The organism is Streptomyces sp. SD15 (assembly GCF_054462255.1).
Map to the genome: position 1 here is coordinate 81454 of NZ_JBTLMO010000013.1, position 25420 is coordinate 106873.

20 protein-coding genes and 2 pseudogenes are annotated in these 25420 nt (G+C 69.9%); 18 read left to right on the plus strand and 4 right to left on the minus strand.

Features of this window, described 5'->3' with window-relative positions:
- Positions 1-247: 247 nt before the first annotated feature.
- A pseudogene (locus tag ACX28W_RS15280) lies at positions 248-454 on the minus strand (MFS transporter); the annotation flags it as partial.
- On the opposite strand from ACX28W_RS15280, the pseudogene ACX28W_RS15285 reads away from it, so the two are divergent.
- A pseudogene (locus tag ACX28W_RS15285) lies at positions 437-829 on the plus strand (LysR family transcriptional regulator); the annotation flags it as partial. The pseudogenes ACX28W_RS15280 and ACX28W_RS15285 overlap by 18 nt on opposite strands.
- Positions 830-1444: 615 nt before the next feature.
- Here the strand turns inward: ACX28W_RS15285 and ACX28W_RS15290 are convergent.
- Positions 1445-1915: a hypothetical protein gene (locus ACX28W_RS15290; protein WP_458999488.1), complete on the minus strand. Its 471-nt coding sequence runs from the start codon at positions 1913-1915 to the stop codon at positions 1445-1447.
- A gap of 18 nt (positions 1916-1933) precedes the next feature.
- Between ACX28W_RS15290 and ACX28W_RS15295 the strand changes: the two genes are divergently transcribed.
- From ACX28W_RS15295 to ACX28W_RS15315, 5 genes are all read left to right on the plus strand, one after another.
- Positions 1934-2713, plus strand: a complete 780-nt coding sequence (locus ACX28W_RS15295; RefSeq protein ID WP_458999490.1) for a hypothetical protein — start codon at positions 1934-1936, stop codon at positions 2711-2713.
- A complete protein-coding gene (locus ACX28W_RS15300; protein ID WP_458999491.1) occupies positions 2713-4920 on the plus strand; it encodes a glycosyltransferase in 2208 nt (735 codons plus the stop codon). Before ACX28W_RS15295 ends, ACX28W_RS15300 begins: the two co-directional genes overlap by 1 nt.
- Positions 4917-6149, plus strand: coding sequence for an acyltransferase family protein (locus tag ACX28W_RS15305; protein ID WP_458999493.1), 1233 nt, complete (start codon positions 4917-4919; stop codon positions 6147-6149). The genes ACX28W_RS15300 and ACX28W_RS15305 overlap by 4 nt, the downstream gene beginning before the upstream one ends.
- Before the next feature lie 390 nt (positions 6150-6539).
- A complete protein-coding gene (locus ACX28W_RS15310) occupies positions 6540-7922 on the plus strand; it encodes a nitrate/nitrite transporter (protein ID WP_458999494.1) in 1383 nt (460 codons plus the stop codon).
- Between the two features lie 149 nt (positions 7923-8071).
- Positions 8072-9223, plus strand: coding sequence for a uroporphyrinogen-III synthase (locus ACX28W_RS15315; protein WP_458999495.1), 1152 nt, complete (start codon positions 8072-8074; stop codon positions 9221-9223).
- Here ACX28W_RS15315 and ACX28W_RS15320 read toward each other — a convergent pair.
- Entirely contained in the window at positions 9172-9579 is a 408-nt protein-coding gene (locus ACX28W_RS15320; RefSeq protein WP_458999589.1) for a hypothetical protein, read from the minus strand. The two genes, ACX28W_RS15315 and ACX28W_RS15320, sit on opposite strands and share 52 nt — an antisense overlap.
- A 120-nt stretch (positions 9580-9699) precedes the next feature.
- Between ACX28W_RS15320 and ACX28W_RS15325 the strand changes: the two genes are divergently transcribed.
- From ACX28W_RS15325 to ACX28W_RS15350, 6 genes are all read left to right on the plus strand, one after another.
- Complete coding sequence (locus tag ACX28W_RS15325; protein ID WP_458999497.1) at positions 9700-10293, plus strand: CGNR zinc finger domain-containing protein; 594 nt, start codon at positions 9700-9702, stop codon at positions 10291-10293.
- A 228-nt stretch (positions 10294-10521) separates the two neighbouring features.
- Positions 10522-11058 carry a sigma-70 family RNA polymerase sigma factor gene (locus tag ACX28W_RS15330; protein WP_362069619.1) on the plus strand — a complete coding sequence of 179 codons (537 nt, stop codon included), beginning with the start codon at positions 10522-10524 and terminating at the stop codon, positions 11056-11058.
- A gap of 38 nt (positions 11059-11096) precedes the next feature.
- Entirely contained in the window at positions 11097-11882 is a 786-nt protein-coding gene (locus tag ACX28W_RS15335) for an anti-sigma factor family protein (protein WP_458999498.1), read from the plus strand.
- 83 nt (positions 11883-11965) lie between these two features.
- Entirely contained in the window at positions 11966-14566 is a 2601-nt protein-coding gene (locus ACX28W_RS15340; protein WP_458999499.1) for a HelD family protein, read from the plus strand.
- 438 nt (positions 14567-15004) lie between these two features.
- A complete protein-coding gene (locus tag ACX28W_RS15345; protein ID WP_458999501.1) occupies positions 15005-16435 on the plus strand; it encodes a malic enzyme-like NAD(P)-binding protein in 1431 nt (476 codons plus the stop codon).
- Positions 16436-16931: 496 nt separating this feature from the next.
- Entirely contained in the window at positions 16932-17213 is a 282-nt protein-coding gene (locus tag ACX28W_RS15350; RefSeq protein ID WP_007382399.1) for an HU family DNA-binding protein, read from the plus strand.
- Positions 17214-17728: 515 nt separating this feature from the next.
- Here the strand turns inward: ACX28W_RS15350 and murA are convergent.
- A complete protein-coding gene (gene murA / locus ACX28W_RS15355; RefSeq protein WP_458999502.1) occupies positions 17729-19075 on the minus strand; it encodes a UDP-N-acetylglucosamine 1-carboxyvinyltransferase in 1347 nt (448 codons plus the stop codon).
- Between the two features lie 280 nt (positions 19076-19355).
- Here murA and ACX28W_RS15360 point away from each other — a divergent pair, with 280 nt between their 5' ends.
- The 6 genes from ACX28W_RS15360 to ACX28W_RS15385 all read left to right on the plus strand — a co-directional run bounded on the left by ACX28W_RS15360 (position 19356) and on the right by ACX28W_RS15385 (position 25246).
- On the plus strand, positions 19356-19931 hold the full coding sequence (locus ACX28W_RS15360) for a YqgE/AlgH family protein (RefSeq protein ID WP_458999503.1): 576 nt from the start codon (positions 19356-19358) through the stop codon (positions 19929-19931).
- Between the two features lie 30 nt (positions 19932-19961).
- Positions 19962-20258 (plus strand): DUF3039 domain-containing protein, encoded by a 297-nt coding sequence (locus ACX28W_RS15365; RefSeq protein ID WP_362069601.1) that lies wholly within the window; start codon positions 19962-19964, stop codon positions 20256-20258.
- 232 nt (positions 20259-20490) lie between these two features.
- Positions 20491-21798, plus strand: coding sequence for an extracellular solute-binding protein (locus tag ACX28W_RS15370; RefSeq protein ID WP_458999504.1), 1308 nt, complete (start codon positions 20491-20493; stop codon positions 21796-21798).
- A 4-nt stretch (positions 21799-21802) separates the two neighbouring features.
- Positions 21803-22747, plus strand: a complete 945-nt coding sequence (locus ACX28W_RS15375; protein ID WP_458999505.1) for a carbohydrate ABC transporter permease — start codon at positions 21803-21805, stop codon at positions 22745-22747.
- Positions 22744-23589, plus strand: coding sequence for a carbohydrate ABC transporter permease (locus tag ACX28W_RS15380; RefSeq protein WP_458999506.1), 846 nt, complete (start codon positions 22744-22746; stop codon positions 23587-23589). Before ACX28W_RS15375 ends, ACX28W_RS15380 begins: the two co-directional genes overlap by 4 nt.
- Before the next feature lies 1 nt (position 23590).
- Positions 23591-25246: a beta-N-acetylhexosaminidase gene (locus ACX28W_RS15385; RefSeq protein ID WP_458999507.1), complete on the plus strand. Its 1656-nt coding sequence runs from the start codon at positions 23591-23593 to the stop codon at positions 25244-25246.
- The last annotated feature ends 174 nt before the right edge of the window (positions 25247-25420 follow it).

A 25420-nucleotide genomic window follows, 5' to 3' on the forward strand; every position in this document is an offset into this window, starting at 1 on the left:
AGGGGAGTTGGATGGGTTTCGGGACCATCACGCAGCGTTCATCGAATCGATTCGATGCGTGACGTCGAAGCGCTTCGACGGGGGAAGGTATGTGCGGGCTGTGGGCGCGTCAATGGGGTGCGCGGGAATTGGCGCGAGGCGGTCGGTGGATGCGGACGTGTCGGACGGCCGGAGTCTCGGCGCGACAGGTGCCGCTCGGCCGAGCCGTGTCCGACTGTCGATCATCTGTGAGCTGACGCGTCGGTGTTCACCGTCGTGCGACGCCTGCCGTTGCGATCAGGAACGCGACCGCCGCCGCCGCGACCGGCACCCCGAACCCCGCCGTCGCCGAGACATGTTCCACCATCCACCCTCCGGTCGCCGAGCCGCAGGCGATGCCGCCGAGGAGGCAGGTCACCGCGAGGGTCATGCCTTCGTTCAGCCGGCCCTCGGGCGTGCGGCGCTGGACCAGACTGTGTACGCGGGTGCGGGAAATCCCGGGACGTTGGAGTGGACCGACCTCGCTCGTCGGCTGTTCGAGGGGCGCGGGATCCGGCTGGCGGCACCCGCGCCGGTGGCCCTCGGGGCCGAGGAGTTCCGGCGGGTCATGGCCAGGAAGCGGAATCCCGTTCTTGCCGTGGTGGAATTTCCGGCCATGCCTGAAACCGTGCGGAGGCCCCTCGTCGACCCCGTGCCCCTGTCGCCCGTGTCACTGGTGTGGCGGAAGGGGCTGGTACACGCCGGGATCGACGCCCTTCGATGCGCTGCGGTCGAACTGGCGGCCGAGGAAGGGTGGTTGGAGTGTCCGGCCGATAGTTGGATTCCGGCCAAGGACGCGTTCATCATGATGGGGCAGGATTGGCGCATAACCACACGGGTGCCCCACCTGTGCGCTACCTTCGTGGTCCGGGTGCAGTGTGATAAACGGGGCGCTCGGAGCGGGTGGGGGCCCGGTCCGAACGGCGACTAAGTAGTGCCCGGAGTCGTTTCGCGCACCCGAAACCATGTTCGTGGGGGGAAGTGCGTGCGCGTGAAGAACTGGCGGAAAGACGCCCAACTGGATCAAGGAGATGCTGATCAGTCGGGCCGGCGTGGAGCCGATCCGTCGAACCAGAAGCAAACCGGGGGGCCGGACCGGCGCGGAGCCGGAGAGCCGGTGGTCTGGCCGGAGGCCGGCCACAGCGCATCGACCTGGCCGCAGTTCGCACCTGGCACCGGGACCGACCCCGGCGCAGAAGCGGAATCCCGTTCGAGTGCCGAACGTCGTGTCGAAACAAACCCTGGAGCTGGTGCGGAAGCCGGTCCTGGGGCGGACCGGGGGTTCGGCATGGAAGCCGGGTCGGGGACGGGCCGGGGAGTCGGTGCGGAAGCCGGTTCGGGGACGGGCCGGGGAGTCGGTGCGGAAGCCGGTTCGGGGACGGGCCAGGGAGTCGGTACGGAAGCCGGTTCGGGGACGGGCGGGGGGTTAGGCGCGGCAGCCGGAACGGGGGCCGGCCGGGGATTCGGCAAGCGACGCCGATTCGGCGCGGGCCGCCGGAATCGCCCCGGGGCGGACCACCGATCGGGCTCGGATCACCCCTCCGGGACGGACCGTCGACCGGCCGCGGACCACCGAGCCGCGAACGACCGCCCCTCCGAGCCGGACCACCGAACCGGGACCGCTCACGGCGCCGAGCCGGGGCGCGATGGCGGGGTCGGTGGCGGTGCCGAGCCGGGACGCGGGGCCGATGGCCGTGCTGGGGCGGATCGCGGTGCCAGGGTCGGTCACCCTGGCGAGCCGGGTCGTGGTGCCGAGGCCGGCCGCCGTGGCGAGCGGGGTCGTGGTGCCGAGGCCGGCCGCCGTGGTGAGGCGGCCGGGGACGGTCGCCGAGTCGGCGCGGGGCAGGGCGGCGGCCCTGTGCCGGCGGCCTGGGAGCAGCCCGACACTCCGGGCCACACCCACGATCCGAACGAGGTGACGGTCCAACTCGACGGGACCGGGCGGCAGTTGGACGACCGGCTGGTTCAGCAGGCCAAGGGCGTCCCCGACGTCCAGGAGGGCTCGGACGGCCCGGTGTTCGTCGACGAGTCGGGCCGCCGCAGCCGCAGAATCCGCCGCCTCGGCATGCTCGTCGGCATCGCCTGCGGGGTGTACGCCGTGGTCATCGTCGTCACGCTGCTGTCGGGCAACTCCAACGCGCCCTGGCTCCCGGTACCGGGCCAGCGGGACGACCAGCCGGCCGGCAACGTCGACACGTCACCGCTGCCCGCCGAATCGGCGGAGCCCGCCGCTTCGGTGGCCGGCGCCGCGCCCGGCGTGAGCCCGTCCGTGAGCGCCGGTACGACGCCCGCTCCGGGCGTCAGCCCCACGCCCGGAGCCTCCGCCAGTGCCGCCGGCCCGAGCACCTCCGCCGACCCGAAGCCCTCGACGTCCACGTCGACCGGGCCCAGTCCGAGCACCAGCACCAGTGAGAACCCGTCTCCCGAGCCGTCCGCCTCGGTGTCCAACTCCCCGGGCCCCAGCCCCTCGGCAGACGACGGCCCCTCGCCGAGCCCCTCGGAGAGCCCGGTCGGCGGCGGCACCGGAACCGTCGCCGACGGCCCCCTCGAGCCGAGCCCCATCGAGTCCGTGCCCGGCACCACCAGCTCCTCGTCCCCGGAGAACCCGGAGAACCCGGAGAACCCGGAGAACCCGGGGAACCCGCAGAACCCGCAGAACCCTGAGGCCCCGCAGAACCCGGAGAACATCGTCTGATGGCATCCCGCACCAGCCGTCACGGACCCGCACCTCGCTCGCAGCACCCCGCACCCCGCACCCGGCGCCGACGGCTGCCCATGCGTCATTTCCTGCCCCTGCTCATCCTCGTCGCCCTGCTCGCGATGCTGATGCTGCGCGGCTACGTGCACAGCGAGATCCTCGCCGACCACCGCGTCCAGCCCGGGGCCGCCACCGACAAGGTGCCGGCGCAGATCCTCAACGGCGGCCCGGTCATCGACACCCGCGGCGGCCGCACGACCAGCCTGAGCGTCCCGGACCGCCGTCTCGTCCTCACCTTCGACGACGGCCCGGACCCGAAGTGGACGCCCAAGGTCCTCGACGTCCTCAAGGAGCACCACGCGCACGCCGTCTTCTTCGTCACCGGCACCATGGCCTCGCGCTACCCGGACCTGGTGAACCGCATGGTCAGGGAAGGCCACGAGGTAGGCCTGCACACCTTCAACCACCCTGACCTCTCCTACCAGTCCAAGAAGCGCATCGACTGGGAGCTCTCCCAGAACCAGCTCGCGCTGGCGGGCGCCGCAGGCATCCGCACCTCGCTCTTCCGGCCCCCGTACTCGTCCTTCGCCGACGCCATGGACAACAAGTCCTGGCCGGTGACGGAGTACATCGGCGCCCGCGGCTACATCACCGTCGTCAACAACACCGACAGCGAGGACTGGCAGCGGCCCGGCGTCGACGAGATCATCCGCCGCGCCACGCCCAAGGGCGCCAAGGGCGCGATCGTCCTGATGCACGACTCCGGCGGCGACCGCGGCCAGACCGTGCGGGCCCTCGACCGGTTTCTGCCCGGACTTCAGCAGCGGGGCTACGAGTTCCAGAACCTCACCGAGGCGCTCAACGCCCCCAGCGCGCACACCCGGGTCACCGGCCCCGACCTGTGGAAGGGCAAGGCCTGGATCTACCTGGTCCGGGCCTCCGAGGAGGTCACCGGCGTCGTGGTCGTCGGCATCGCCGTCATCGGCGTCCTCGTCTTCACCCGCTTCGGCATGATGCTCCTGCTCTCCGCCGCCCACGCCCGCCGGGTGCGCCGCGGCGGCTTCCGCTGGGGCCCGACACCGATCACCGAACCGGTGTCGGTGCTCGTGCCGGCGTACAACGAAGCCAAGTGCATCGAGAACACCGTCCGTTCGCTCATGGCGAGTGAACACCCCATCGAAGTCCTCGTCATCGACGACGGTTCGAGCGACGGCACGGCGCGGATCGTCGAAGACCTGGGCCTGCCGAACGTTCGCGTGGTCCGCCAGCTCAACGCGGGCAAGCCCGCGGCCCTCAACCGAGGTCTGGCGAACGCCCGTTACGACATCATCGTGATGATGGACGGCGACACGGTCTTCGAACCGGCCACCGTCCGCGAGCTGGTCCAGCCCTTCGCCGACCCCCGCGTCGGCGCGGTCGCGGGCAACGCGAAGGTGGGCAACCGCGACTCCCTGATCGGGGCCTGGCAGCACATCGAGTACGTGATGGGCTTCAACCTCGACCGCCGCATGTACGACCTGCTGCGCTGTATGCCGACCATTCCCGGCGCGGTCGGCGCGTTCCGCCGCTCCGCCCTGGAACGGGTCGGCGGCATGAGCGACGACACGCTCGCCGAGGACACCGACATCACGATGGCCATGCACCGTGACGGCTGGCGGGTCGTGTACGCGGAGAAGGCACGCGCGTGGACGGAGGCACCGGAGTCCGTCCAGCAACTCTGGTCCCAGCGCTACCGCTGGTCGTACGGCACGATGCAGGCGATCTGGAAGCACCGCGGGGCGATCGTCGAACGGGGTCCGTCGGGCCGCTTCGGCCGGGTGGGCCTGCCGCTGGTGTCGCTGTTCATGGTGCTGGCCCCGCTCCTGGCCCCGCTGATCGACGTATTCCTGCTGTACGGAATCGTGTTCGGCCCGACCCAGAAGACGATCCTCGCGTGGCTGGGCGTCCTCGCCATTCAGGCGGTCTGCGCGGCGTACGCCTTCCGGCTGGACCGCGAGCGCATGACGCACCTCATTTCGCTCCCGCTCCAGCAGATCCTCTACCGGCAGTTGATGTACGTGGTCCTGCTCCAGTCGTGGATCACCGCGCTCACCGGAGGCCGCCTGCGCTGGCAGAAGCTGCGGCGCACGGGCGTGGTGGAGGCGCCGGGATCGATCCCGCGGCAGCGGGATGAGAGCGGGAACGATCGGAGGCCGGTCGTATGACGACGCATGACTACAAGGCGGGCGCGACACCGCCGTCGTCCGCGGCACCGGCACCTGAGGCTGCCGCCTCCCCTCCCCCTGCCCAGAAGCCGGGTCGCGACCGCTACCTGGACCTGCTGCGCTCGATGGCCCTCGTCCGCGTGATCGTCTACCACCTCTTCGGCTGGGCGTGGCTGACGATCCTCTTCCCGTCCATGGGCGTGATGTTCGCGCTGGCGGGCTCCCTGATGGCCCGCTCGCTGAACCGCCCGGCGTGGGGCGTCATCCGGGGGCGGGTGCGGCGGCTGCTGCCCCCGCTGTGGGCGTTCAGCGCGGTCGCCCTGGCCCTGCTGTTCGTGGGCGGCTGGAACCCGGCGAAGGACCCGGACAACGGTGGCACATGGGGCGTTCTCGACCTGATCAACTACGTCATCCCGATCGGCGCCCCGTCCTTCCCCTGGCAGGTCGGCTCCGAGGGCGGCCTGCTGGAGCAGACGTGGGCGGTCGACGCGGTGGGTCCGCTCTGGTACCTGCGCGCGTACCTGTGGTTCGTGGTGGCGTCCCCCCTCCTGCTCCTGGCCTTCCGCAGAGCCCCCTGGGCGACGCTGCTGGCCCCCCTCGCCCTGACGGCGGTCGTCGGGACGGGCCTGGTCACCATCCCCGGCGAAGCGGGCAACGCGATCACGGACTTCGCGGTCTACGGCGGCTGCTGGGTCCTGGGCTTCGCACACCACGAGGGCGTGCTGCAACGCGTGCCCCGCTATCTGGCGATCTCCTGCTCGACCCTGCTCATGGCCTTCGGTCTGTGGTGGGCCTCGGGCCATCTGGGCCCCGAGGGCTGGGATCTGAACGACATCCCGCTCGCCCAGGCCACCTGGTCGTTCGGGTTCGTCGTCATCCTCCTCCAGTACTCCCCGTCCTGGCGGGAACTCCCCGGCCGCCTGGCACGCTGGGACAGACTCGTCACCCTCTCCAACAACCGTGCCGTGACGATCTACCTGTGGCACAACCTGCTGATCATGGCCACGGTCCCGATCATCGACCAGGCCTACAACCTCCCGTTCCTGCAGGGCGACGGCGCGGTGGCGGCGCTGGACTCGACGTACACGCTGTGGACGTTCGTCCTGGTGTGGCCGCTGATCGGTCTCATGATCGTCGCGGTGGGCTGGATCGAGGATCTCGCGGCGCGGCGGAGTCCCAGGTTGTGGCCGAACGGTGCACAACGTGGGGGCTCTCGGCGAAAGCCTTGATCTGGGGGGACTTGAGTATGTGACGCGCTTGCGTGCGGGTAGGGCGTATTGAATCCTCCCCCAGCTAAAGCAGGGGGATTTCTGGCTCACGGTGCCTGCGGGTCAGCGACCCAACAGGTCCCGAAGGCCATCGCCGCACAGTTGGAGACCCTCGCGTATGTGGGCGACCAGGACGGGCTCGCCCTCGCCCACCACCGGCGCACCATCCGCCCCACCGACGTTCGACGTCTTCGCACGCGGAATCGTCCTCACCGACGGACTCCCGCCCGAGTGAGAGCAAAGTTCCCTTCCGGTCACCCACAGCCACAGGCCGGAAACGCACCCTCCCTACCTTCGGTTGTCATCCCCAAGTACGACACGAGCACCGCACCGGAGAACCGTGGAGGCGTCATGACAGCCCCTAGTACAGCCCCCGCACCGAGCAGGGGAGGCCGCTGGATCCAGGACTGGGACCCGGAGAACGAGGCCTTCTGGAAAGAGACGGGGGAGAAGGTCGCCCGGCGGAACCTGTTCTTCTCGGTGCTCTCCGAGCACATCGGGTTCTCGATCTGGACCCTGTGGTCGGTGATGGTCCTCTTCATGGGCCCCGAGTACGGGCTCACCCCGGCCGACAAGTTCTTCATCGTGTCGATGGCGACGCTGGTCGGCGCGGTCGTGCGGGTGCCGTACACCTTCGCCGTCGCCCGCTTCGGTGGCCGGAACTGGACGATCATCGCCGCGAGCATGCTGCTGATCCCGACGATCGCCGCGTTCCTCGTGATGGAGCCCGGCACGTCGTTCGGGACCTTCCTGATCTGCGCGATGCTCGCCGGCGTCGGCGGCGGCAACTTCGCCTCCTCCATGACGAACATCAACTCGTTCTTCCCGCTGCGGAAGAAGGGGTGGGCCCTCGGGCTGAACGCGGGCGGCGGCAACATCGGCGTGCCGGTCGTGCAGCTCATCGGTCTCGCCGTCATCGGGGCGAGCGGTGGGCCGCGCGTCCTGCTCGGCATCTACATCCCGCTCATCGTGATCGCCGCCGTCCTCGGCGCGCTCTACATGGACAACATCGCGTCCGTGAAGAACGACACCGGCGCCGCCAAGGAGGCCGTGAAGGACGCCCACACCTGGATCATGTCGTTCCTCTACATCGGGACGTTCGGGTCGTTCATCGGATACAGCTTCGCGTTCGGTCTGGTGCTCCAGACGCAGTTCGGGCGTACGCCGCTGGAGTCCGCGTACGTCACCTTCATCGGGCCGCTGCTCGGCTCGCTGATCCGTCCCGTCGGCGGCTGGCTCGCCGACCGCTTCGGCGGCGCGAAGATCACTCTGTGGAACTTCGTCGGGATGGCCGCCGCGACCGCGGTCATCGTCGTCGCGTCCATGGAGAAGTCGCTGGCCCTGTTCACCACCGCGTTCATCGTGCTGTTCGTGCTGACCGGCCTCGGCAACGGCTCCACGTACAAGATGATCCCCGGCATCTTCCACACCAAGGCCCTCGCCAAGGGGCTCAGCGGTGAGGAGGCGGCCGCCTACGGGCGCCGACTGTCCGGTGCCTCCATGGGCCTCATCGGAGCCGTGGGCGCGCTCGGCGGACTCGGCATCAACCTCGCCTTCCGGCAGTCCTTCCTGAGCGTCGGCTCCGGCACCGGCGCCTTCGTGGGATTCCTCGCCTTCTACGCCGTCTGCTTCGTGGTGACCTGGGCCGTATACCTTCGCCGCCCCTCCGGCGCCGAGGCCCCCGCGTCGACCGCTTCGGAGGCGAAGCCCCAGCTCAGCTACGCCGAGGTGTGACGTAACACGCGCGACACAATGCTGATCCGAGCCTGTCACGGGGCGTTGACAGGCTCGGTCAGCCGTAAGTGCCGGCCGTGAGAGCCGGCCATGAGTGCGGCGGTCAAGCACGACGACTCGAGCGCAAGACGAGAGCCGGGACGAAAGCCATGTACGACGAACAACAGCGACCAGACCATGGCCCTCTCGCGGGGTTCACCGTGGGCGTGACGGCCGCACGTCGGGCCGACGAACTCGGCGCGCTGCTCCAGCGGCGCGGCGCCTGCGTCCAACACGCTCCCGCCCTGCGTATCGTGCCGCTCGCCGACGACAGCGAACTGCTCGCCGCCACCAAGGAGCTGATCGACCAGGCACCGGACATCGTGGTGGCCACCACCGCCATCGGGTTCCGCGGCTGGGTCGAGGCCGCCGACGGATGGGGGCTCGGCGAGGACCTGCTCGGCCGGCTGCGCGAGGTCGAGGTGCTCGCCCGCGGCCCCAAGGTCAAGGGTGCGATTCGGGCCCAGGGGCTGACCGAGGAGTGGTCGCCGTCCTCCGAGTCCATGGCCGAGGTGCTCGACCGGCTCCTGGAGGAGGGCGTCGAAGGCCGCCGTATCGCCGTACAGCTGCACGGCGAGCCGCTGCCCGGGTTCGTGGAGTCGCTGCGGGCCGCGGGCGCCGAAGTGGTCGGGGTGCCCGTCTACCGGTGGATGCCGCCGGAGGACCTCGGGCCCGTCGACCGGTTGCTGGACGCCACCGTCACCCGCGGCCTGGACGCGCTCACCTTCACCAGCGCCCCCGCCGCCGCCTCCCTGCTCTCCCGCGCCGAGGACCGGGGCCTGCTGCCCGAACTGCTCGCCGCCCTCAACCACGACGTACTGCCCGCCTGTGTCGGCCCGGTCACCGCGCTCCCGCTGCAGGCCCATGGCATCGACACCGTCCAGCCCGAGCGTTTCCGGCTCGGCCCCCTGGTCCAGCTGCTCTGCCAGGAACTTCCGGGCCGGGCCCGTACGCTGCCCATCGCGGGTCACCGGATCGAGATCCGCGGGCATGCGGTGATGGTCGACGGGGCGCTGCGGCCCGTGCCGCCCGCCGGGATGTCGCTGCTGCGGGCCCTGTCACGCCGCCCCGGCTGGGTGGTGTCCCGGGCCGAGCTGCTGCGGGCGCTGCCGGGCGCCGGGCGGGACGAGCACGCCGTCGAGACGGCGATGGCACGGCTGCGTACGGCACTCGGCGCGCCCAAGCTCATCCAGACCGTCGTCAAGCGCGGCTACCGGCTCGCACTCGACCCGGCCGCCGACTCCAAGTACGGGGACACGTAAGACCGACCGGCAATGGGAGGGTGGGAAAAGGAGCGGGGTCTGGTGCGTGCAGCTGCAAGGCGGAGGAGGGAGTGATGGCGGAGCCATCGCGACCGACGACAACGCGGCAGATGTGCGTGCCAGACCCCGCGACGCCGCCCTCCAATTGCCGGTCGGTCTAAGACCTGCCGAGGTGTCCTCGAACCGCTCGCGAGCTCGTTGTCGAGCGGGGTGTTCACCACGACGGTGCAGAGGAAGGCGAGCGCGTACGCGGCGAGAGCCGTGAACACCCACCACTTGTAAGGGGAGTTCCGCGCCTGCGAGACCGAGATGGCCGTCAGCGTCGGCGCGGCCCCGTACGCGGGCGCCCACGGCATGGTCGGCACCGGGTCTTCCGGCTGTGTGTGCGGGCATGCACTGTAGGGGGTACGACCCTTAGCGACCCTCAAGGCCACTCAAGGCCCTCATGGCGGTAACCCCAAGGCGGTGACAGGCACATGGCATTGGGCACGGCCACGGCCACGGCCTCGTACGAGCTGCGGTTCGACTCCGGGCGGATCTGCCTGGACCTCCTGGCGACCACCCACCCCGAGGAACGCCTCGACTCCGTGGAGCGGCTGCGCGCCTGGATCACCCGCTCCGGACTCGTCCCGGCGGGCACGCCGCTGGCGGCGGCCGACGCGTCCTGGCTGCTCGACTTCAGGGAGTTGCGCGGTCACATCGCCCAGTTGGTGCGCGGCGAGCTGGACGGACGGCCCACCGAGGCGGCGCTCGCCCGCGTCAACGCGGCCGCGCTCGGCACCCCGCCCGCACCCTGGGCCGTACGGGCGGACGACGGCTCGCTGCGGCGTCGGCTGCACACCCCGCCCGGCTGCCCCGCACTGCTCGCCGTCGTCGCCCGCGAGGCCGTCGAACTGCTGACCGACCCGGCGACGCGGGCGAGTCTGCGACAGTGCGAGGGAGACAGCTGCCCGATCGTCTATCTCGACACCTCCCGGGGCAGGCGCCGACGCTGGTGCTCCAGTGAGGTGTGCGGAAACCGGGAGCGCGTGGCCCGGCACCGGCGCCGGGCAGCCCTCGCCCGCGCATGATCATCCGCGTGCGATCGCCTCCGTGTGTGATCCACCGATCGCGTGGAGTGATCAAGAAACTTTCTTCACAACTTCCACAACAAAAAATGCGCTTTCTTTGAACACGCGCTCGAGCGTGCACGTACCCCGGGATGAGCGACCGACTGGGGGAACCCCCGGACACCGGAGGTAGGCGTGCGCAAGGATTCGGCCGTGGCTGATGAACGAAGGCAAAGGGCCCGACATCGCATGAATCCGTCCGCGTCGTCCCCGTCGACCGAACCCGACGAGGAGTTGATGCGTGCGTTGTACCGAGAGCACGCGGGGCCCTTGCTCGCGTATGTGCTGCGGCTGGTGGCGGGGGATCGGCAGCGCGCCGAGGACGTCGTGCAGGAAACACTCATCCGTGCCTGGAAGAACGCCGGTCAGCTCAATCGTGCGACCGGTTCGGTACGACCCTGGCTGGTGACGGTCGCCCGGCGCATCGTCATCGACGGCCACCGCAGCCGGCAGGCCCGGCCGCAGGAGGTGGACCCGTCACCGCTGGAGGTCATCCCCGCGGAGGACGAGATCGACAAGGCGTTGTGGCTGATGACACTGTCGGACGCGCTGGACGACCTGACCCCTGCTCACAGGGAAGTTCTGGTCGAAACGTACTTCAAAGGGCGTACGGTCAATGAGGCGGCCGAGACGCTCGGCATACCCAGCGGCACCGTGCGCTCCCGGGTGTTCTACGCCCTGCGGTCGATGAAGCTGGCGCTGGAGGAGCGGGGGGTGACGGCATGAACACATACGGGGGATACGGAACGGGCGGTCCAGGAGCCATGCAGGGACCACGGGGACAGCAGAACCCCGGTGACAACATCCACGAGACTGTCGGCGCCTACGCCCTCGGCATCCTCGACGATCACGAGGCGACCGCCTTCGAGGCCCACCTCGCCACCTGCGAGTGGTGCGGCCAACAGCTCGACGATCTCGCCGGCATGGAGCCGATGCTCGCCGCGCTCGCGGATCTGCCCGCCTCCCAGGGCACCCCGGCCATCGGTGAGTCGCTGGCCGCACGCCCGAGCCCACGGCTCGCGGAGCGGCTGGTCGACGAGGTGTCGGAGCGGCGCGCGGTGAAACGCCGGCGCGGCCTGTACCTGGTGGCTGCCGCGGCCGCGCTGATCATCGGCGGTCCGCTGACCGTGATGGCCGTCAACGGCGGCAGCGACAGCAGCACGTCGCCGCCCGCGGCGATGGCCACCAGCCCGGCCAAGGCGGCCTTCGACGTCATGACCGACAAGCTGGAAGCCACGGACCCGAGCACCAAGGTCAACGCCGTCGTCGCCGTGGAGAAGAAGGACTGGGGCACCCACGCGGTCCTCCAGCTCAAGAACGTCAAGGGCCCGCTCAAGTGCTCCCTGATCGCCGTCGGCAAGAACGGCGAGCGCGAGACGGTGACCTCCTGGGCGGTCCCGAACTGGGGCTACGGCATTGCGAACGCCAAGACCGAACAGGCGAAGAATCCCCTCTACGTCCACGGCGGCGCGGCCTTCGACCCGAACGAGATCGACCACTTCGAAGTCATGACCTTCGACGGGAAGCGGCTCGTGGAGGTGGACGCGTGAGCGAATCCCGGCCACGCACGTAGCCTCACGGGGTCCCCTTCGCGTACGGTTGACGGCTGCCCAGCACGTCAGAAGGGGGCCCGGTGGCCGCTCAGGCTCAGCAGGAAACCGCGCTCGGCTCGGTCCACGATTCCGTACCGGAGAACTCCGTGAAGAACGCCATGGAGGACTCCGTACGGGATCGCGAGATCAGCGTCGAACAGCAACATCTGGACCGGGTGTACCGGCGCCTCGAGGAGAAGATCCACGAGGCGGAGTTCCTGATGAACGACGCCGCCAAGCGCGGTCAGGTCGGAACGCCGGGGGCGCTCGCGGAGCGCGACGCCCAGGTGTTCCGGGCGGGGATTCATCTGAACCGCCTCAACAACGAATTCGAGGACTTCCTCTTCGGCCGTATCGATCTGCTTTTGGGCAAGGACGGCCAGAAGGGTCCGGACGGCGCGTACACGGCCGTCGATCCGGCCGAGGGTGCGGTGCGCACGGACGAGACCGGCCAGTACGCCGAGATCGCGGAGACGCTCCACATCGGCCGTATCGGGGTGCTGGACTCGGAGTACGCGCCCCTGGTCATCGACTGGCGGGCGCCTGCCGCGGCCCCGTTCTACCGCTCCACGCCGGTGGACCCGGGCCGTGTGGTCCGGCGTCGGGTCATCCGCTCCAAGGGCCGCAAGGTCCTCGGCGTCGAGGACGACCTGATGCGTCCGGAGCTGACGGCCACCCTCGACGGCCACGCACTCCCGGTCATCGGCGACGGCGCCCTCATGGCCGCGCTCGGTCAGGCCCGCAGCCACACCATGCGTGACATCGTGGCGTCGATCCAGGCGGAACAGGACCTGGTGATCCGTGCCCCCGCCGCGTCGGTGACATACGTCGAGGGCGGTCCGGGCACCGGCAAGACAGCGGTGGCCCTGCACCGGGCGGCGTACCTCCTCTACCAGGACCGCCGCCGCTACGCGGGCGGCATCCTGATCGTTTCCCCGACCCCCCTCCTGGTCGCCTACACGGAGGGCGTCCTGCCCTCCCTCGGAGAGGAGGGCCAGGTAGCCATCCGCGCCATCGGCTCCCTCGTCGACGGCGTGGAAGCCACCCTGTACGACTCCCCGGCCGTGGCCCGAGCCAAGGGCTCACACCGCATGCTGAAGCTGCTGCGGAAGGTGGCACGGGGGGTACTCGAGGGGCCGGGTGGCGTCGGACAGACGTCCGGGCGCGGCGGCTTCGCCCGCGGCGGCCGCGGCGCGGCAAGCGGGGGTCCAGGGGGCGCCGCAGCACCCACCACCCCCATGCCCGCGCGCTCGCGGAACGGTGACAGGGCCGAAGGCCCGCAGACGGGCGCCGCCCAGCAGCTCGCCTTCGGCGAGGCACTCGAGGAACTTGAGGCACTCGAGGACCTTGGGGAACTCGAGGACCTTGGGGAGACCGACCCGCAGGGCCCCGCCGGTCCTCCCACCCGTCTGCGCGTCGTCGCGTTCGGGCGGCGCCTGGAACTGGAGGCGGCGGAGCTGGATCGCATCAAGCGCAACGCGCTGAGCGGCACCGCCCCGGTGAACCTGCTGCGCCCGCGCGCCCGCAAACTGCTGCTGGACGCGCTGTGGGCGCGGTCGGGGGCAGGGACGCGGCACGCGGACCCGGAGCTGGCCGCGGAGCTGCGGTCGTCGTTCGACGAGGACATCACGTCCGAGGACAGCTTCATCGAGTTCCTGAACGCGTGGTGGCCGGAGCTGACCCCCCGGGACGTGCTGGCCGCGATGGCGGACGAGCGGCGCCTCGGCCGGTGGGCGCGCCGGATCCTCAACCCCGGCGAGGTCCGCCGGGTGGCGCGCTCGCTCAAGCGGGACGGCCTGTCCGTGCACGACGTGGCGATGCTGGACGAGCTGACCGCCATCCTCGGCAGCCCCGCCCGGCCCCGGAAGCGGCGCGAGCTGGACCCGCTCGACCAGCTCACCGGCCTCGAGGAGCTGATGCCCACCCGCGAGGAGACACAGTGGGAGCGCGCCGAGCGGCTGGCGCAGGAGCGGACCGAGTACGCGCACGTCATCGTCGACGAGGCGCAGGACCTCACGCCCATGCAGTGGCGGATGGTGGGCAGGCGCGGCCGACACGCCACATGGACCGTCGTCGGTGACCCGGCGCAGTCCTCGTGGTCCGACCCCGACGAGGCGGCGGAGGCCCGCGACGAGGCCCTGGGGAGCCGTCCCCGGCGCCGCTTCACCCTCACCGTCAACTACCGCAACCCCGCCGAGATCGCCGAGCTGGCCGCCAAGGTCCTCGCCCTCGCGATGCCCGGCTCCGAGTCCCCGTCCGCCGTACGGTCCACGGGAGTCGAGCCGCGCTTCGTGAAAACGGACAGCTCCCTCGCGCAGTCCGTACGCGCGGAGGCCGCCCGTCTGCTCGCCCTCGTGGACGGCACCGTGGGCGTCGTCGTGGCCATGAACCGGCGTGCGGAGGCCGCCCGCTGGCTCGCCGGGCTCGGCGACCGGGTGGTGGCGCTCGGCAGCCTGGAGGCGAAGGGTCTGGAGTACGACGCGACGGTCGTCGTCTCACCCGCGGAGATCGCCGACGAGTCGCCGGCCGGTCTGCGTGTCCTGTACGTCGCCCTGACCCGCGCGACCCAGCAGCTGACCATCGTCTCGGGCGACCGGGACGAGCCGGACGACAACGGCGTGCCTGACCTGCTGCGGGACTGAGGCAGTACGGCGAGTCGAGTACAGCGAAGAGGCCCACGTCACCAGGTGACGTGGGCCTCTTCGTTCGTTCAATGACACCGACCCGCCATGCTCGCCTCGCGGCAAGTGGTCGCTCGTAGCGACGAAGGTTGGGCCCGGGGGCTTGGATCGGGCCGGTGTCACGTCCACGGTAACAAACGATCCCCGCGAGGCAATTCCCGTCCCGAAAGTTCATTTGCGCGGCGCGGACTCCCCCCGGGGCCGCCCTACCACCGGCACCACACTTCTCGTATGGTGGAATCGTTTTTCCGAAACCGCACGCCTCCCGCGAACAAAACGTTCGCAACCCAGGGCGGCTACCGCGTACTCCGCGGTAGGTGCGACGATCGGACGGCATACCCGCGCCCCACCCGTAGGCGCAGCACACGCAGCACCCGGTGAAAGCAGAGGAAGTCGGCCATGGCAACGGCGCCCAGCGTCTCCTACTCGATGACGGTCCGGCTGGAGGTGCCCGCGAGCGGAACGGCGGTCTCCCAGCTCACCACGGCCGTCGAGTCCCACGGAGGCTCGGTGACCGGCCTCGACGTGACCGCGTCCGGGCACGAGAAGCTCCGGATCGACGTCACCATCGCGGCGACCTCCACCGCGCACGCCGACGAGATCGTCGAGCAGCTGCGCCACATCGAGGGCGTCACCCTCGGCAAGGTCTCCGACCGTACGTTCCTGATGCACCTCGGCGGCAAGATCGAGATGGCGTCCAAGCACCCCATCCGCAACCGTGACGACCTCTCGATGATCTACACGCCGGGCGTGGCCCGTGTGTGCATGGCGATCGCCGAGAACCCCGAGGACGCCCGCCGCCTCACCATCAAGCGCAACTCCGTTGCGGTCGTGACGGACGGCTCGGCCGTGCTGGGCCTCGGCAACATCGGCCCGATGGCCGCCCTCCCGGTCATGGAGGGCAAGGCGGCCCTCTTCAAGCGCTTCGCCGGTATCGACGCCTGGCCGATCTGCCTGGACACCCAGGACACCGACGCGATCGTGGAGATCGTCAAGGCCATCGCCCCCGGCTTCGCGGGCATCAACCTCGAGGACATCTCTGCCCCGCGCTGCTTCGAGATCGAGGCCCGGCTGCGCGAGGCCCTCGACATCCCCGTCTTCCACGACGACCAGCACGGCACCGCGATCGTCGTCCTCGCCGCCCTCACGAACGCCCTGCGTGTCGCGGGGAAGGCCATCGGTGACATCCGCGTGGTCATGTCCGGTGCGGGCGCGGCCGGTACGGCCATCCTCAAGCTGCTGATCGCCGCCGGCGTCAAGAACTCCGTCGTCGCCGACATCCACGGCGTCGTGCACGCGGACCGCACGGACCTGGTGGACGCCGCCCCGGATTCGCCGCTGCGCTGGATCGCCGACAACACCAACCCCGAGGGCCTGACGGGCACGTTGAAGGAGGCCGTGCGCGGCGCCGACGTGTTCATCGGCGTCTCCGCCCCGAACGTCCTGGACGGCGACGATGTGGCCGCCATGGCCGAGGGTGCCATCGTGTTCGCGCTCGCGAACCCCGACCCCGAGGTCGACCCGGCAATCGCCCGTCAGACGGCGGCAGTTGTGGCCACCGGGCGCTCCGACTTCCCCAACCAGATCAACAACGTCCTGGTCTTCCCGGGCGTCTTCCGTGGCCTCCTGGACGCCCAGTCGCGCACGGTCAACACGGAGATGATGCTGGCCGCCGCGGCCGCCCTCGCGGGCGTGGTGACCGAGGACGAGCTGAACCCGAACTACATCGTCCCGAGCGTCTTCAACGACAAGGTCGCGGGCGCGGTCGCCGGAGCGGTGCGCACCGCGGCTCGGGCGGCTGGAGGGTCGGTGTCGGCCCCGCTCGAGTAGGGCCCGGGGCTGTGGGGGCGTCGCTGAGGGGGCTGCCGCCCCCAGGCCCCCGCATCGGCCTGAACGGCCTCGTCCTCGAACGCCGGACGGGCTGGATGGTGCTGGAAGGTGTGCCGCGGCTGTGACGATCGCCACGGCGGACCGAACCCGGCGCGTCGCGAGATGCGGGGCCCTTGGCCGCCCTCTAGGGTGGCGGCCAGGCTCCAGGCCTCCCAGGCCCTGCGGTCCGCTGCCAGGAGCGGACGGAGCGTCACCACACTGAGGCAGTGGCGCTTTTCGTGTGACTCCCAAGGGTGTTCGTGTGACTCCCAGGGGTGCCGGATTGGCTTTCCCGCCGCAGGTGGGGGCAGGATGCGTCTTCGGGCGCGAGGGTCTGGCTACGGACCCGGGTCCGGGGACCGACCGAGGACCCTGGCAGCATCGGCTTCGCCGCATCCAACATGCGGCTCCGCCGCGTGGTACGCCTCAACGGCAAGAAGAACACGGGAGTAACAACATGAACCGCAGTGAGCTGGTGGCCGCGCTGGCCGACCGCGCCGAGGTGACCCGCAAGGACGCCGACGCCGTTCTGGCCGCGTTCGCCGAGACCGTCGGCGAGATCGTCGCCAAGGGCGACGAGAAGGTCACCATCCCCGGCTTCCTGACCTTCGAGCGCACCCACCGTGCCGCTCGCACCGCGCGCAACCCGCAGACCGGCGACCCGATCCAGATCCCGGCCGGCTACAGCGTGAAGGTCTCCGCGGGCTCCAAGCTCAAGGAAGCCGCCAAGGGCAAGTAAGCCTCTTGGTACGCGCCGGACGCGTACGAGGCGCAGCAACGCCAATGGGGCGGCCCCCTTCATCGAGGGGCCGCCCCATTGGCGTACAGGTGCCCGCGTGACTACCCGAGCGCCTTGCCGGGCAGCTCCACCTTCGCCCCCAGCTCCACGAGCTTGTCCATGCTGTGTCTACCCGGGGGCTGACCCCCGGACCCCCAGCCGGGGCGGCGTTGCCCCCGGGCCGGGACGGAGCGGTTCGGTCAGCCGAGCGCCTTGCCGGGCAGCTCCACCTTCGCCCCCAGCTCCACGAGCTTGTCCATGCTGTGTCTACCCGGGGGCTGACCCCCGGACCCCCAGCCGGGGCGGCGTTGCCCCCGGGCCGGGACGGAGCGGTTCGGTCAGCCGAGCGCCTTGCCGGGCAGCTCCACCTTCGCCCCCAGCTCCACGAGCTTGTCCATGCTGTGTCTACCCGGGGGCTGACCCCCGGACCCCCAGCCGGGGCGGCGTTGCCCCCGGGCCGGGACGGAGCGGTTCGGTCAGCCGAGCGCCTTGCCGGGCAGCTCCACCTTCGCCCCCAGCTCCACGAGCTTGTCCATGAAGTTCTCGTAGCCGCGGTTGATGAGGTCGATGCCGTGTACCCGCGACGTGCCCTGGGCCGCGAGCGCCGCGATCAGGTACGAGAAGCCGCCGCGGAGGTCCGGGATGACCAGGTCGGCGCCCTGGAGCCGGGTGGGGCCGGAAACGACCGCGGAGTGCAGGAAGTTGCGCTGGCCGAAGCGGCAGTTCGAGCCGCCGAGGCACTCCCGGTAGAGCTGGATGTGCGCGCCCATCTGGTTCAGCGCGGAGGTGAAGCCGAGGCGGGACTCGTACACCGTCTCGTGGATGATCGACAGGCCGGTCGCCTGGGTCAGGGCGACCACCAGCGGCTGCTGCCAGTCGGTCTGGAAGCCCGGGTGGACGTCCGTCTCCAGCGCGATCGACTTGAGCTGGCCGCCGGGGTGCCAGAAGCGGATGCCCTCGTCGTCGATCTCGAAGGCGCCGCCGACCTTGCGGTAGGTGTTCAGGAACGTCATCATCGAGCGCTGCTGGGCGCCGCGGACGTAGATGTTGCCTTCGGTCGCCAGCGCCGCGGACGCCCAGGAGGCGGCCTCCAGGCGGTCCGGGAGGGCCGCGTGGGTGTAGCCGCCGAGCGAGTCGACACCGGTGATGCGGATCGTCCGGTCGGTGTCCATGGCGATGATCGCGCCCATCTTCTGCAGTACGCAGATGAGGTCCTCGATCTCGGGCTCCACGGCCGCGTTGGACAGCTCGGTGACGCCCTCCGCGAGCACGGCGGTCAGCAGGACCTGCTCGGTCGCGCCCACCGACGGGTACGGCAGCTGGATCTTGGTGCCGCGCAGCCGCTGCGGGGCCTCCAGGTACTGGCCGTCCTCCCGCTTCTCGATCTTCGCGCCGAACTGCCGCAGCACCTCGAAGTGGAAGTCGATCGGCCGGCCGCCGATGTCACAGCCGCCGAGGCCCGGGATGAACGCATGCCCCAGACGGTGCAACAGTGGTCCGCAGAAAAGGATCGGGATGCGCGACGAACCCGCGTGCGCGTCGATGTCGGCGACGTTCGCGCTCTCGACGTGCGACGGGTCGAGGATCAGCTCGCCCGGCTCCTCACCCGGACGGACGGTCACGCCGTGCAGTTGCAGCAGCCCCCGTACGACGCGCACGTCACGGATGTCGGGGACATTGCGCAGGCGGCTCGGTGCGCTGCCCAGCAGGGCGGCGACCATGGCCTTCGGTACGAGATTCTTCGCACCGCGGACACGGATCTCACCCTCGAGCGGGGTTCCGCCGTGGACAAGCAGTACATCGTCAGAGCCGTTGACGGTCATGTATCTCGCGTTCCGATGAGTTGGGCAGGCGTGTGCGTCGGCAGGCCGGTTGGGCGCGAGCCGATGAGCAAGGGTAATCGCCGCCCACCCCCCTTAAGTAAGCCCAAGTACCACTCAGCGGCGTCATAGCTTTGCCACAACACGAACGGTTTTGAATCGGGCACACGGGGTCACCGGTGACGCTGTGCGCGGGGAACGCTTCTCTGCGCCCTGAGCTGCATTCACCCGGGTACGGGCATTGGGTCCCCCTACTCGGGGAAGATGCGGGATCATGTCTGGCATGACCGAGGTGTCCTCGCTCACAGGGCGGCTGCTCGTGGCCACGCCCGCCCTGGCGGACCCGAACTTCGACCGCGCGGTGGTGCTGCTCCTCGACCACGACGAGGAGGGCTCCCTCGGCGTCGTCCTCAACCGGCCCACACCGGTGGACGTCGGCGACATCCTGGCGGCCTGGGCGGACCTGACCGGCGAACCCGGTGTCGTCTTCCAGGGCGGCCCGGTGTCGCTCGACTCGGCGCTGGGCGTCGCGGTGATCCCGGGCGGCGTCGCGGCCGGCGAGCGCGCTCCGCTCGGCTGGCGGCGTGTGCACGGCGCGATCGGCCTCGTGGACCTGGAGGCCCCGCCCGAGCTGCTCGCCTCCGCCCTGGGGTCCCTGCGCATCTTCGCCGGGTACGCGGGCTGGGGCCCGGGCCAGCTCGAGGACGAACTGGTCGAGGGCGCGTGGTACGTCGTCGAGTCCGAACCCGGCGACGTCTCCTCCCCGTCACCCGAACGGCTCTGGCGCGAGGTTCTGCGCCGCCAGCGCAACGAACTGGCGATGGTGGCCACGTATCCGGACGACCCTTCGCTCAACTGATGCCTGTGACCTTGAGTACGCTTGGCTTCTATGAGCACTCTTGAGCCTGAGACCCAGCCCCAGCGAGGCACTGGGACGGGGACCCTCGTAGAGCCGACGCCGCAGGTGTCGCACGGCGACGGTGACCACGAGCGCTTCGCCCACTATGTCCAGAAGGACAAGATCATGGCGAGCGCCCTCGACGGCACGCCCGTCGTGGCCCTCTGCGGCAAGGTGTGGGTCCCGGGCCGCGACCCGAAGAAGTACCCCGTGTGTCCCATGTGCAAGGAGATCTACGAGTCCATGGGCGCCGGTGGCGACAAGGGCAAGGGCGGCGACAAGAAGTAACGCCCTCGCTGACGCGCCTCGGCGCGGCACGTCGCGTCGATCGAGCACGGCCGCGGCACCCCGGATCGGGGTGCCGCGGCTTTGTCGTGCGTTGCACGGAGTGCGTCCCGCGGTCACAGAGTGGTTGAGACCTCTTGTGGACATGTTCATGTAGTCCATAGCCTCCGGTGTGTTGTGCAGGGCGAAACAGTCGTTGCGCATGGTGCAACGCACCCCCATCGGAGGATGCTCGATGAAGCTCTCTGTCCGAACGGCCGCCGCGGTGGCGACACTCGTCGTCGCCGGGCTCACCGCCACCGCCTGTGCCCCCCAGACCTCCGGCAACTCCTCCTCCGGAAAGGACGAGAAGACCGGCACCCTGCGGGTCTGGCTCTTCCAGGAGGTCGACAACGCCCCGAAGGAGAAGGTCGTCGCCGCGGCCGTCGACACCTTCAAGAAGGCCCACAAGGACACCGAGGTCACCATCGAGTACATCCCCGTGGAGACCCGCGCCCAGCGCATGAAGGCCGCCTTCAACGACCCGAAGAGCGCCCCGGACGTCATCGAGTACGGCAACACGGACACCGCCGGTTACGTCAAGGACGGCGGACTCGCGGACGTCACCAAGGACTTCACCGGCTGGAGCGAGTCCAAGGACACCGACCCGACCGCCGAGCAGTCGGTCACGGTCGACGGGAAGATCTACGGCGCCCCGCTCTTCGTCGGCGTCCGCGCCCTCTACTACCGCACCGACATCCTCAAGAACCTGGGCCTCGAGGTCCCGAAGACCCAGGACGAGTTGGCCGAGACCGCCCGGAAGATCCACAAAGCTGAGCCCGGCCTGTACGGGCTCGCGGTCGGCGGCGCCTACACCTACGGCGCGATGCCCTTCATCTGGTCCCACGGCGGTGAACTCGCCCGGGGCAAGGGCGGTTCGTACGCCGCGACCATCGACAGCGCGGCCGCCCAGCAGGGCATCAAGACCTACACCGCTCTCTTCGGCGACGACAACTGTCCCGCCGCCAAGTGCGCGGGCATGGGCGGCAACGACACGGTGACGGCCTTCGCCGCGGGCAAGGCGGGCATGGCCATCGGCGGCGACTTCAGCCACGCGGCGATCGAGGCCGGGAAGGTCAAGGGCAAGTACGCCGTCGTACCGCTGCCGGGCCTGAAGGCGGGCGAGATCGCCCCGGCGTTCGCGGGCGGCAACAACATCGGCGTACTGAAGAGCACCTCGCACCGCACCCTCGCCGTCGACCTGATGAAGGAGCTGGCGAGCAAGAAGACGCAGGGTGAGCTCTTCGACGCGATGGGCTTCCTGCCGACCTTCATCGACGTGCGCGACGACGTCGCCAAGAAGGAGCCGTTCGTCGCGCCCTTCGTGAAGACGCTCGCCTCCGGAGCCAAGTTCGTGCCCGCCTCGCCGGCCTGGGCACAGATCGACGCCTCGCTGGTGCTGCCGACGATGTTCCAGGAGATCGTCAGCGGCAAGAAGGGCGTCGCGGCGGCCTCGAAGGACGCGGCGAAGAAGATGAACGACGCGTTCAGCTCCGCGGGCTGAGCGGATGGCGACGCAAGACACCGTGGCCGAGCGGGTCACGGTGATCAAAGAGGCACCCGCCGGGCCCCGGCGCCGGGGCCCGGCCCGGACCCCCTGGCTCTATCTGGCCCCCGCCCTCGTCGTCCTCGGCGGCCTGCTCGTCTACCCCATCTACCAACTGGGCCTGATCTCACTCCTGAAGTACACCCAGGCACAGGTCAGCGGAGGCGAACCGACCAGCTTCGAGGGCTTCGGCAACTACGCCACGCTCTTCGCCGACGACCAGTTCTGGCAGGTGCTGCTCGCCACGGTGGTGTTCGCGGCGGCCTGTGTGGTCTCCACCCTGGCCACCGGTTGCGCCCTCGCCGTGCTCCTCACCCGCGTACGGGCCCTGCCGCGCCTCGCGCTGATGCTGGCCGCGCTGGGCGCCTGGGCGACCCCGGCCGTCACCGGCTCCACGGTCTGGCTGCTCCTCTTCGACCCCGACTTCGGCCCCGTCAACCGGGTGCTGGGGATCGGCGACCACTCATGGACGTACGGCCGGTACAGCGCCTTCGCGCTCGTGCTGCTCGAAGTGGTGTGGTGCTCCTTCCCGTTCGTGATGGTGACGGTGTACGCGGGGATCCGCGCCGTACCGGGTGAGGTGCTGGAGGCGGCCGCCCTGGACGGCGCCTCGCAGTGGCGGATCTGGCGCTCGGTGCTCGCGCCGATGCTCCGGCCGATCCTGGTCGTCGTCACCATCCAGTCGGTCATCTGGGACTTCAAGGTCTTCACGCAGATCTATGTGATGACGAACGGCGGCGGCATCGCCGGACAGAACCTCGTGCTGAACGTGTACGCGTACCAGAAGGCGTTCGCCGCCTCGCAGTACGGCCTCGGCTCGGCGATCGGCGTGGTGATGCTGGTGATCCTGCTGGCGGTCACGCTCGTGTATCTGCGGCTGCTGCGCAGACAGGGGGAGGAACTGTGAGCTTCCTGCGGGGTGTCCTACGCCGTCCCTGGCGGCTCGCCGCCGAGGCGTCCGCGCTGCTGATCGCCGTGGTCGTCGCTTTCCCCCTCTACTGGATGGTGCTGAGCGCCTTCAAACCGGCGGGAGAGATCGAGTCCACCGAGCCTCGGCCGTGGACCCTGTCGCCCTCCCTGGATTCCTTCCGGCGCGTCTTCGGGCAGCAGCAATTCGGCCGTTACTTCCTCAACAGCCTGGTGGTGGCGGGCTCCGTGGTCGTCGTCTCGGCGCTCATCGCGTTTCTCGCGGCGACGGCGGTGACGCGATTCCGCTTCCGTTTCCGGACCACCCTGTTGATCATGTTCCTGGTCGCCCAGATGGTGCCCGTCGAGGCGCTGACGATCCCCCTCTTCTTCCTCATGCGGGACTTCGGTCAGCTGAACACGCTGGGCTCGCTGATCCTGCCGCACATCGCCTTCTCGCTGCCCTTCGCGATCTGGATGCTGCGCGGTTTTGTGAAGGCCGTTCCGGACGCGCTGGAGGAGGCCGCGTACATCGACGGGGCGAGCCGCGCGCGATTCCTCTGGCAGATCCTTTTCCCCCTCGTCTTCCCGGGGCTGGTGGCCACGAGTGTCTTTTCCTTCATCTCCGCCTGGAACGACTTCCTGTTCGCCAAGTCCTTCATCATCAGCGACATGTCACAGTCCACCCTGCCGATGGCCCTCCTCGTCTTCTACAAGCCGGACGAACCCGACTGGGGCGGTGTGATGGCCGCTTCCACGGTCATGACGATTCCGGTGCTGATCTTCTTCGTACTCGTACAGCGACGACTGGTCTCCGGGCTGGGCGGAGCGGTAAAGGACTGACATGACCGAGGTGATTCCGGCACCCCGCGCCGTCCAGGGACCCATGCGCTGCGGGGTCCCGCTCGAGGCGGACACCACCCTGTGGGCCGGGCCTGGCACAGGGACCACGGAGCGCTGGCTGCGCGCCACGCTCGGCGCGGCGCTCGGCCTGCCGCTGCCACCAGGGCCGCAGGATGCCCGCAATGCCGTACGGCTGCTCCTCGACGACACGCTGGAGCCGGAGGCGTACAAACTCAGCGTCGTCGTCAACCGGGGCATCGAGATCCGCGGCGGCAGCGCGGCCGGAGTGTTCTGGGGCGCGCAGACGCTGCGTCAGCTCCTCGGCCCCGACGCCTTCCGCCGTGCCCCCGTTCGGCCGGGGACGACCTACGGAATCCCGCACCAGATCATCGAGGACGCCCCCCGATTCCGCTGGCGCGGCGTCATGCTCGACGTCTCCCGGCACTTCATGCCCAAGGACGGCGTCCTGCGCCATCTCGACCTGCTGGCGGCCCACAAACTCAATGTCTTCCACTTCCACCTCACCGACGACCAAGGCTGGCGTGTCCAGATCAAGCGCTACCCGAAGCTGACGGAGGTCGGATCCTGGCGGGCGCGCACGGAAATCGGCCATCGCGCCTCGCCGCTGTGGGAGGAGAAGCCGCACGGGGGCTTCTACACGCAGGACGACATCCGCGAGATCGTCGCGTACGCCGCCGAGCGGCATATCAGCGTCGTCCCCGAAATCGACATCCCGGGGCACAGCCAGGCCGCCATCGCCGCGTATCCGGAACTGGGCAACACCGATGTCATCGCCGCGTCCATGGAAGGCGTGACCTCCCTCTCCGTCCGGGACACCTGGGGCGTCTCCAAAAACGTACTCGCCCCCACCGACAACACCCTGCGCTTCTACGAGGGGGTGTTCGAGGAACTCCTCGACCTGTTCCCGGCGGACGCCGCACCGTTCTCGGAGTTCATCCACATCGGCGGCGACGAGTGCGCCAAGGACCAGTGGCGACAGTCGCCGGCCGTCCAGGCGCGGATCAAGGAGCTGGGACTCGCGGACGAGGACGCGTTGCAGTCCTGGTTCATCCGCCATTTCGACAACTGGCTCTCCGCGCGCGGGCGCCGGCTTATCGGCTGGGACGAGATCCTGGAGGGCGGCCTCGCGGAAGGGGCTGCCGTGTCCTCGTGGCGCGGCTACCAGGGCGGCATCACCGCCGCCCGCGCGGGCCACGACGTCGTCATGTGCCCCGAGCAGCACGTGTATCTGGACCACCGTCAGGACGCCGGCGCGGACGAGCCGGTGCCCATCGGATACGTCCGCACCCTGGAGGACGTCTACCGCTTCGAGCCCGTGCCGCCCCAGCTCACCGAGGCGGAGGCGCGGCATGTGCTGGGCACTCAGGCCAACGTGTGGACCGAGGTGATGGAGGACCCCGCGCGCGTGGACTACCAGATGTTCCCCCGGCTCGCGGCCTTCGCCGAGGTCGCCTGGAGCGCCCTGCCCGCCCCCGCCGAGCGGGACTTCGCCGACTTCGAACAGCGGATGACCGTCCACTACGGGCGACTTGACGCCCTGGGAGTGGCCTATCGCCCGCCGGGCGGGCCGCTGCCGTGGCAGCGGCGCCCAGGTGTGCTCGGACGCCCGATCGAGGGGGCGCCCCCAAACGTGTGAGCTGACTCCCCGGCGGCGTGTCGCGGGCCGCTCGGCCCGACACAGTGGCCTCACAAGGGAAAAGGCGCCCAGAAGTCACCGAAGGCTGGCAATTCGAACTGACCGGTGATGCCGTATGAAAACGGACCATCTCCCTGGTGAGGGGGGCGAATGCCTCCTAGCGGACCCCCGCGT

Excerpts from the sequence above, each read along its gene's own strand:
- ACX28W_RS15310 (WP_458999494.1), top strand. The coding sequence starts at position 6,540 with ATGACAGCCCCTAGTACAGCCCCCGCACCGAGCAGGGGAGGCCGCTGG.
- ACX28W_RS15345 (WP_458999501.1), top strand. The coding sequence starts at position 15,005 with ATGGCAACGGCGCCCAGCGTCTCCTACTCGATGACGGTCCGGCTGGAG.
- ACX28W_RS15375 (WP_458999505.1), top strand. The coding sequence starts at position 21,803 with ATGGCGACGCAAGACACCGTGGCCGAGCGGGTCACGGTGATCAAAGAG.
- ACX28W_RS15360 (WP_458999503.1), top strand. The coding sequence starts at position 19,356 with ATGACCGAGGTGTCCTCGCTCACAGGGCGGCTGCTCGTGGCCACGCCC.
- ACX28W_RS15385 (WP_458999507.1), top strand. The coding sequence starts at position 23,591 with ATGACCGAGGTGATTCCGGCACCCCGCGCCGTCCAGGGACCCATGCGC.
- ACX28W_RS15365 (WP_362069601.1), top strand. The coding sequence starts at position 19,962 with ATGAGCACTCTTGAGCCTGAGACCCAGCCCCAGCGAGGCACTGGGACG.
- ACX28W_RS15315 (WP_458999495.1), top strand. The coding sequence starts at position 8,072 with ATGTACGACGAACAACAGCGACCAGACCATGGCCCTCTCGCGGGGTTC.
- ACX28W_RS15350 (WP_007382399.1), top strand. The coding sequence starts at position 16,932 with ATGAACCGCAGTGAGCTGGTGGCCGCGCTGGCCGACCGCGCCGAGGTG.
- ACX28W_RS15325 (WP_458999497.1), top strand. The coding sequence starts at position 9,700 with ATGGCATTGGGCACGGCCACGGCCACGGCCTCGTACGAGCTGCGGTTC.
- ACX28W_RS15330 (WP_362069619.1), top strand. The coding sequence starts at position 10,522 with ATGAATCCGTCCGCGTCGTCCCCGTCGACCGAACCCGACGAGGAGTTG.
- ACX28W_RS15335 (WP_458999498.1), top strand. The coding sequence starts at position 11,097 with ATGCAGGGACCACGGGGACAGCAGAACCCCGGTGACAACATCCACGAG.
- ACX28W_RS15305 (WP_458999493.1), top strand. The coding sequence starts at position 4,917 with ATGACGACGCATGACTACAAGGCGGGCGCGACACCGCCGTCGTCCGCG.
- murA (WP_458999502.1), bottom strand. The coding sequence starts at position 19,075 with ATGACCGTCAACGGCTCTGACGATGTACTGCTTGTCCACGGCGGAACC.
- ACX28W_RS15300 (WP_458999491.1), top strand. The coding sequence starts at position 2,713 with ATGGCATCCCGCACCAGCCGTCACGGACCCGCACCTCGCTCGCAGCAC.
- ACX28W_RS15320 (WP_458999589.1), bottom strand. The coding sequence starts at position 9,579 with ATGCCGTGGGCGCCCGCGTACGGGGCCGCGCCGACGCTGACGGCCATC.
- ACX28W_RS15370 (WP_458999504.1), top strand. The coding sequence starts at position 20,491 with ATGAAGCTCTCTGTCCGAACGGCCGCCGCGGTGGCGACACTCGTCGTC.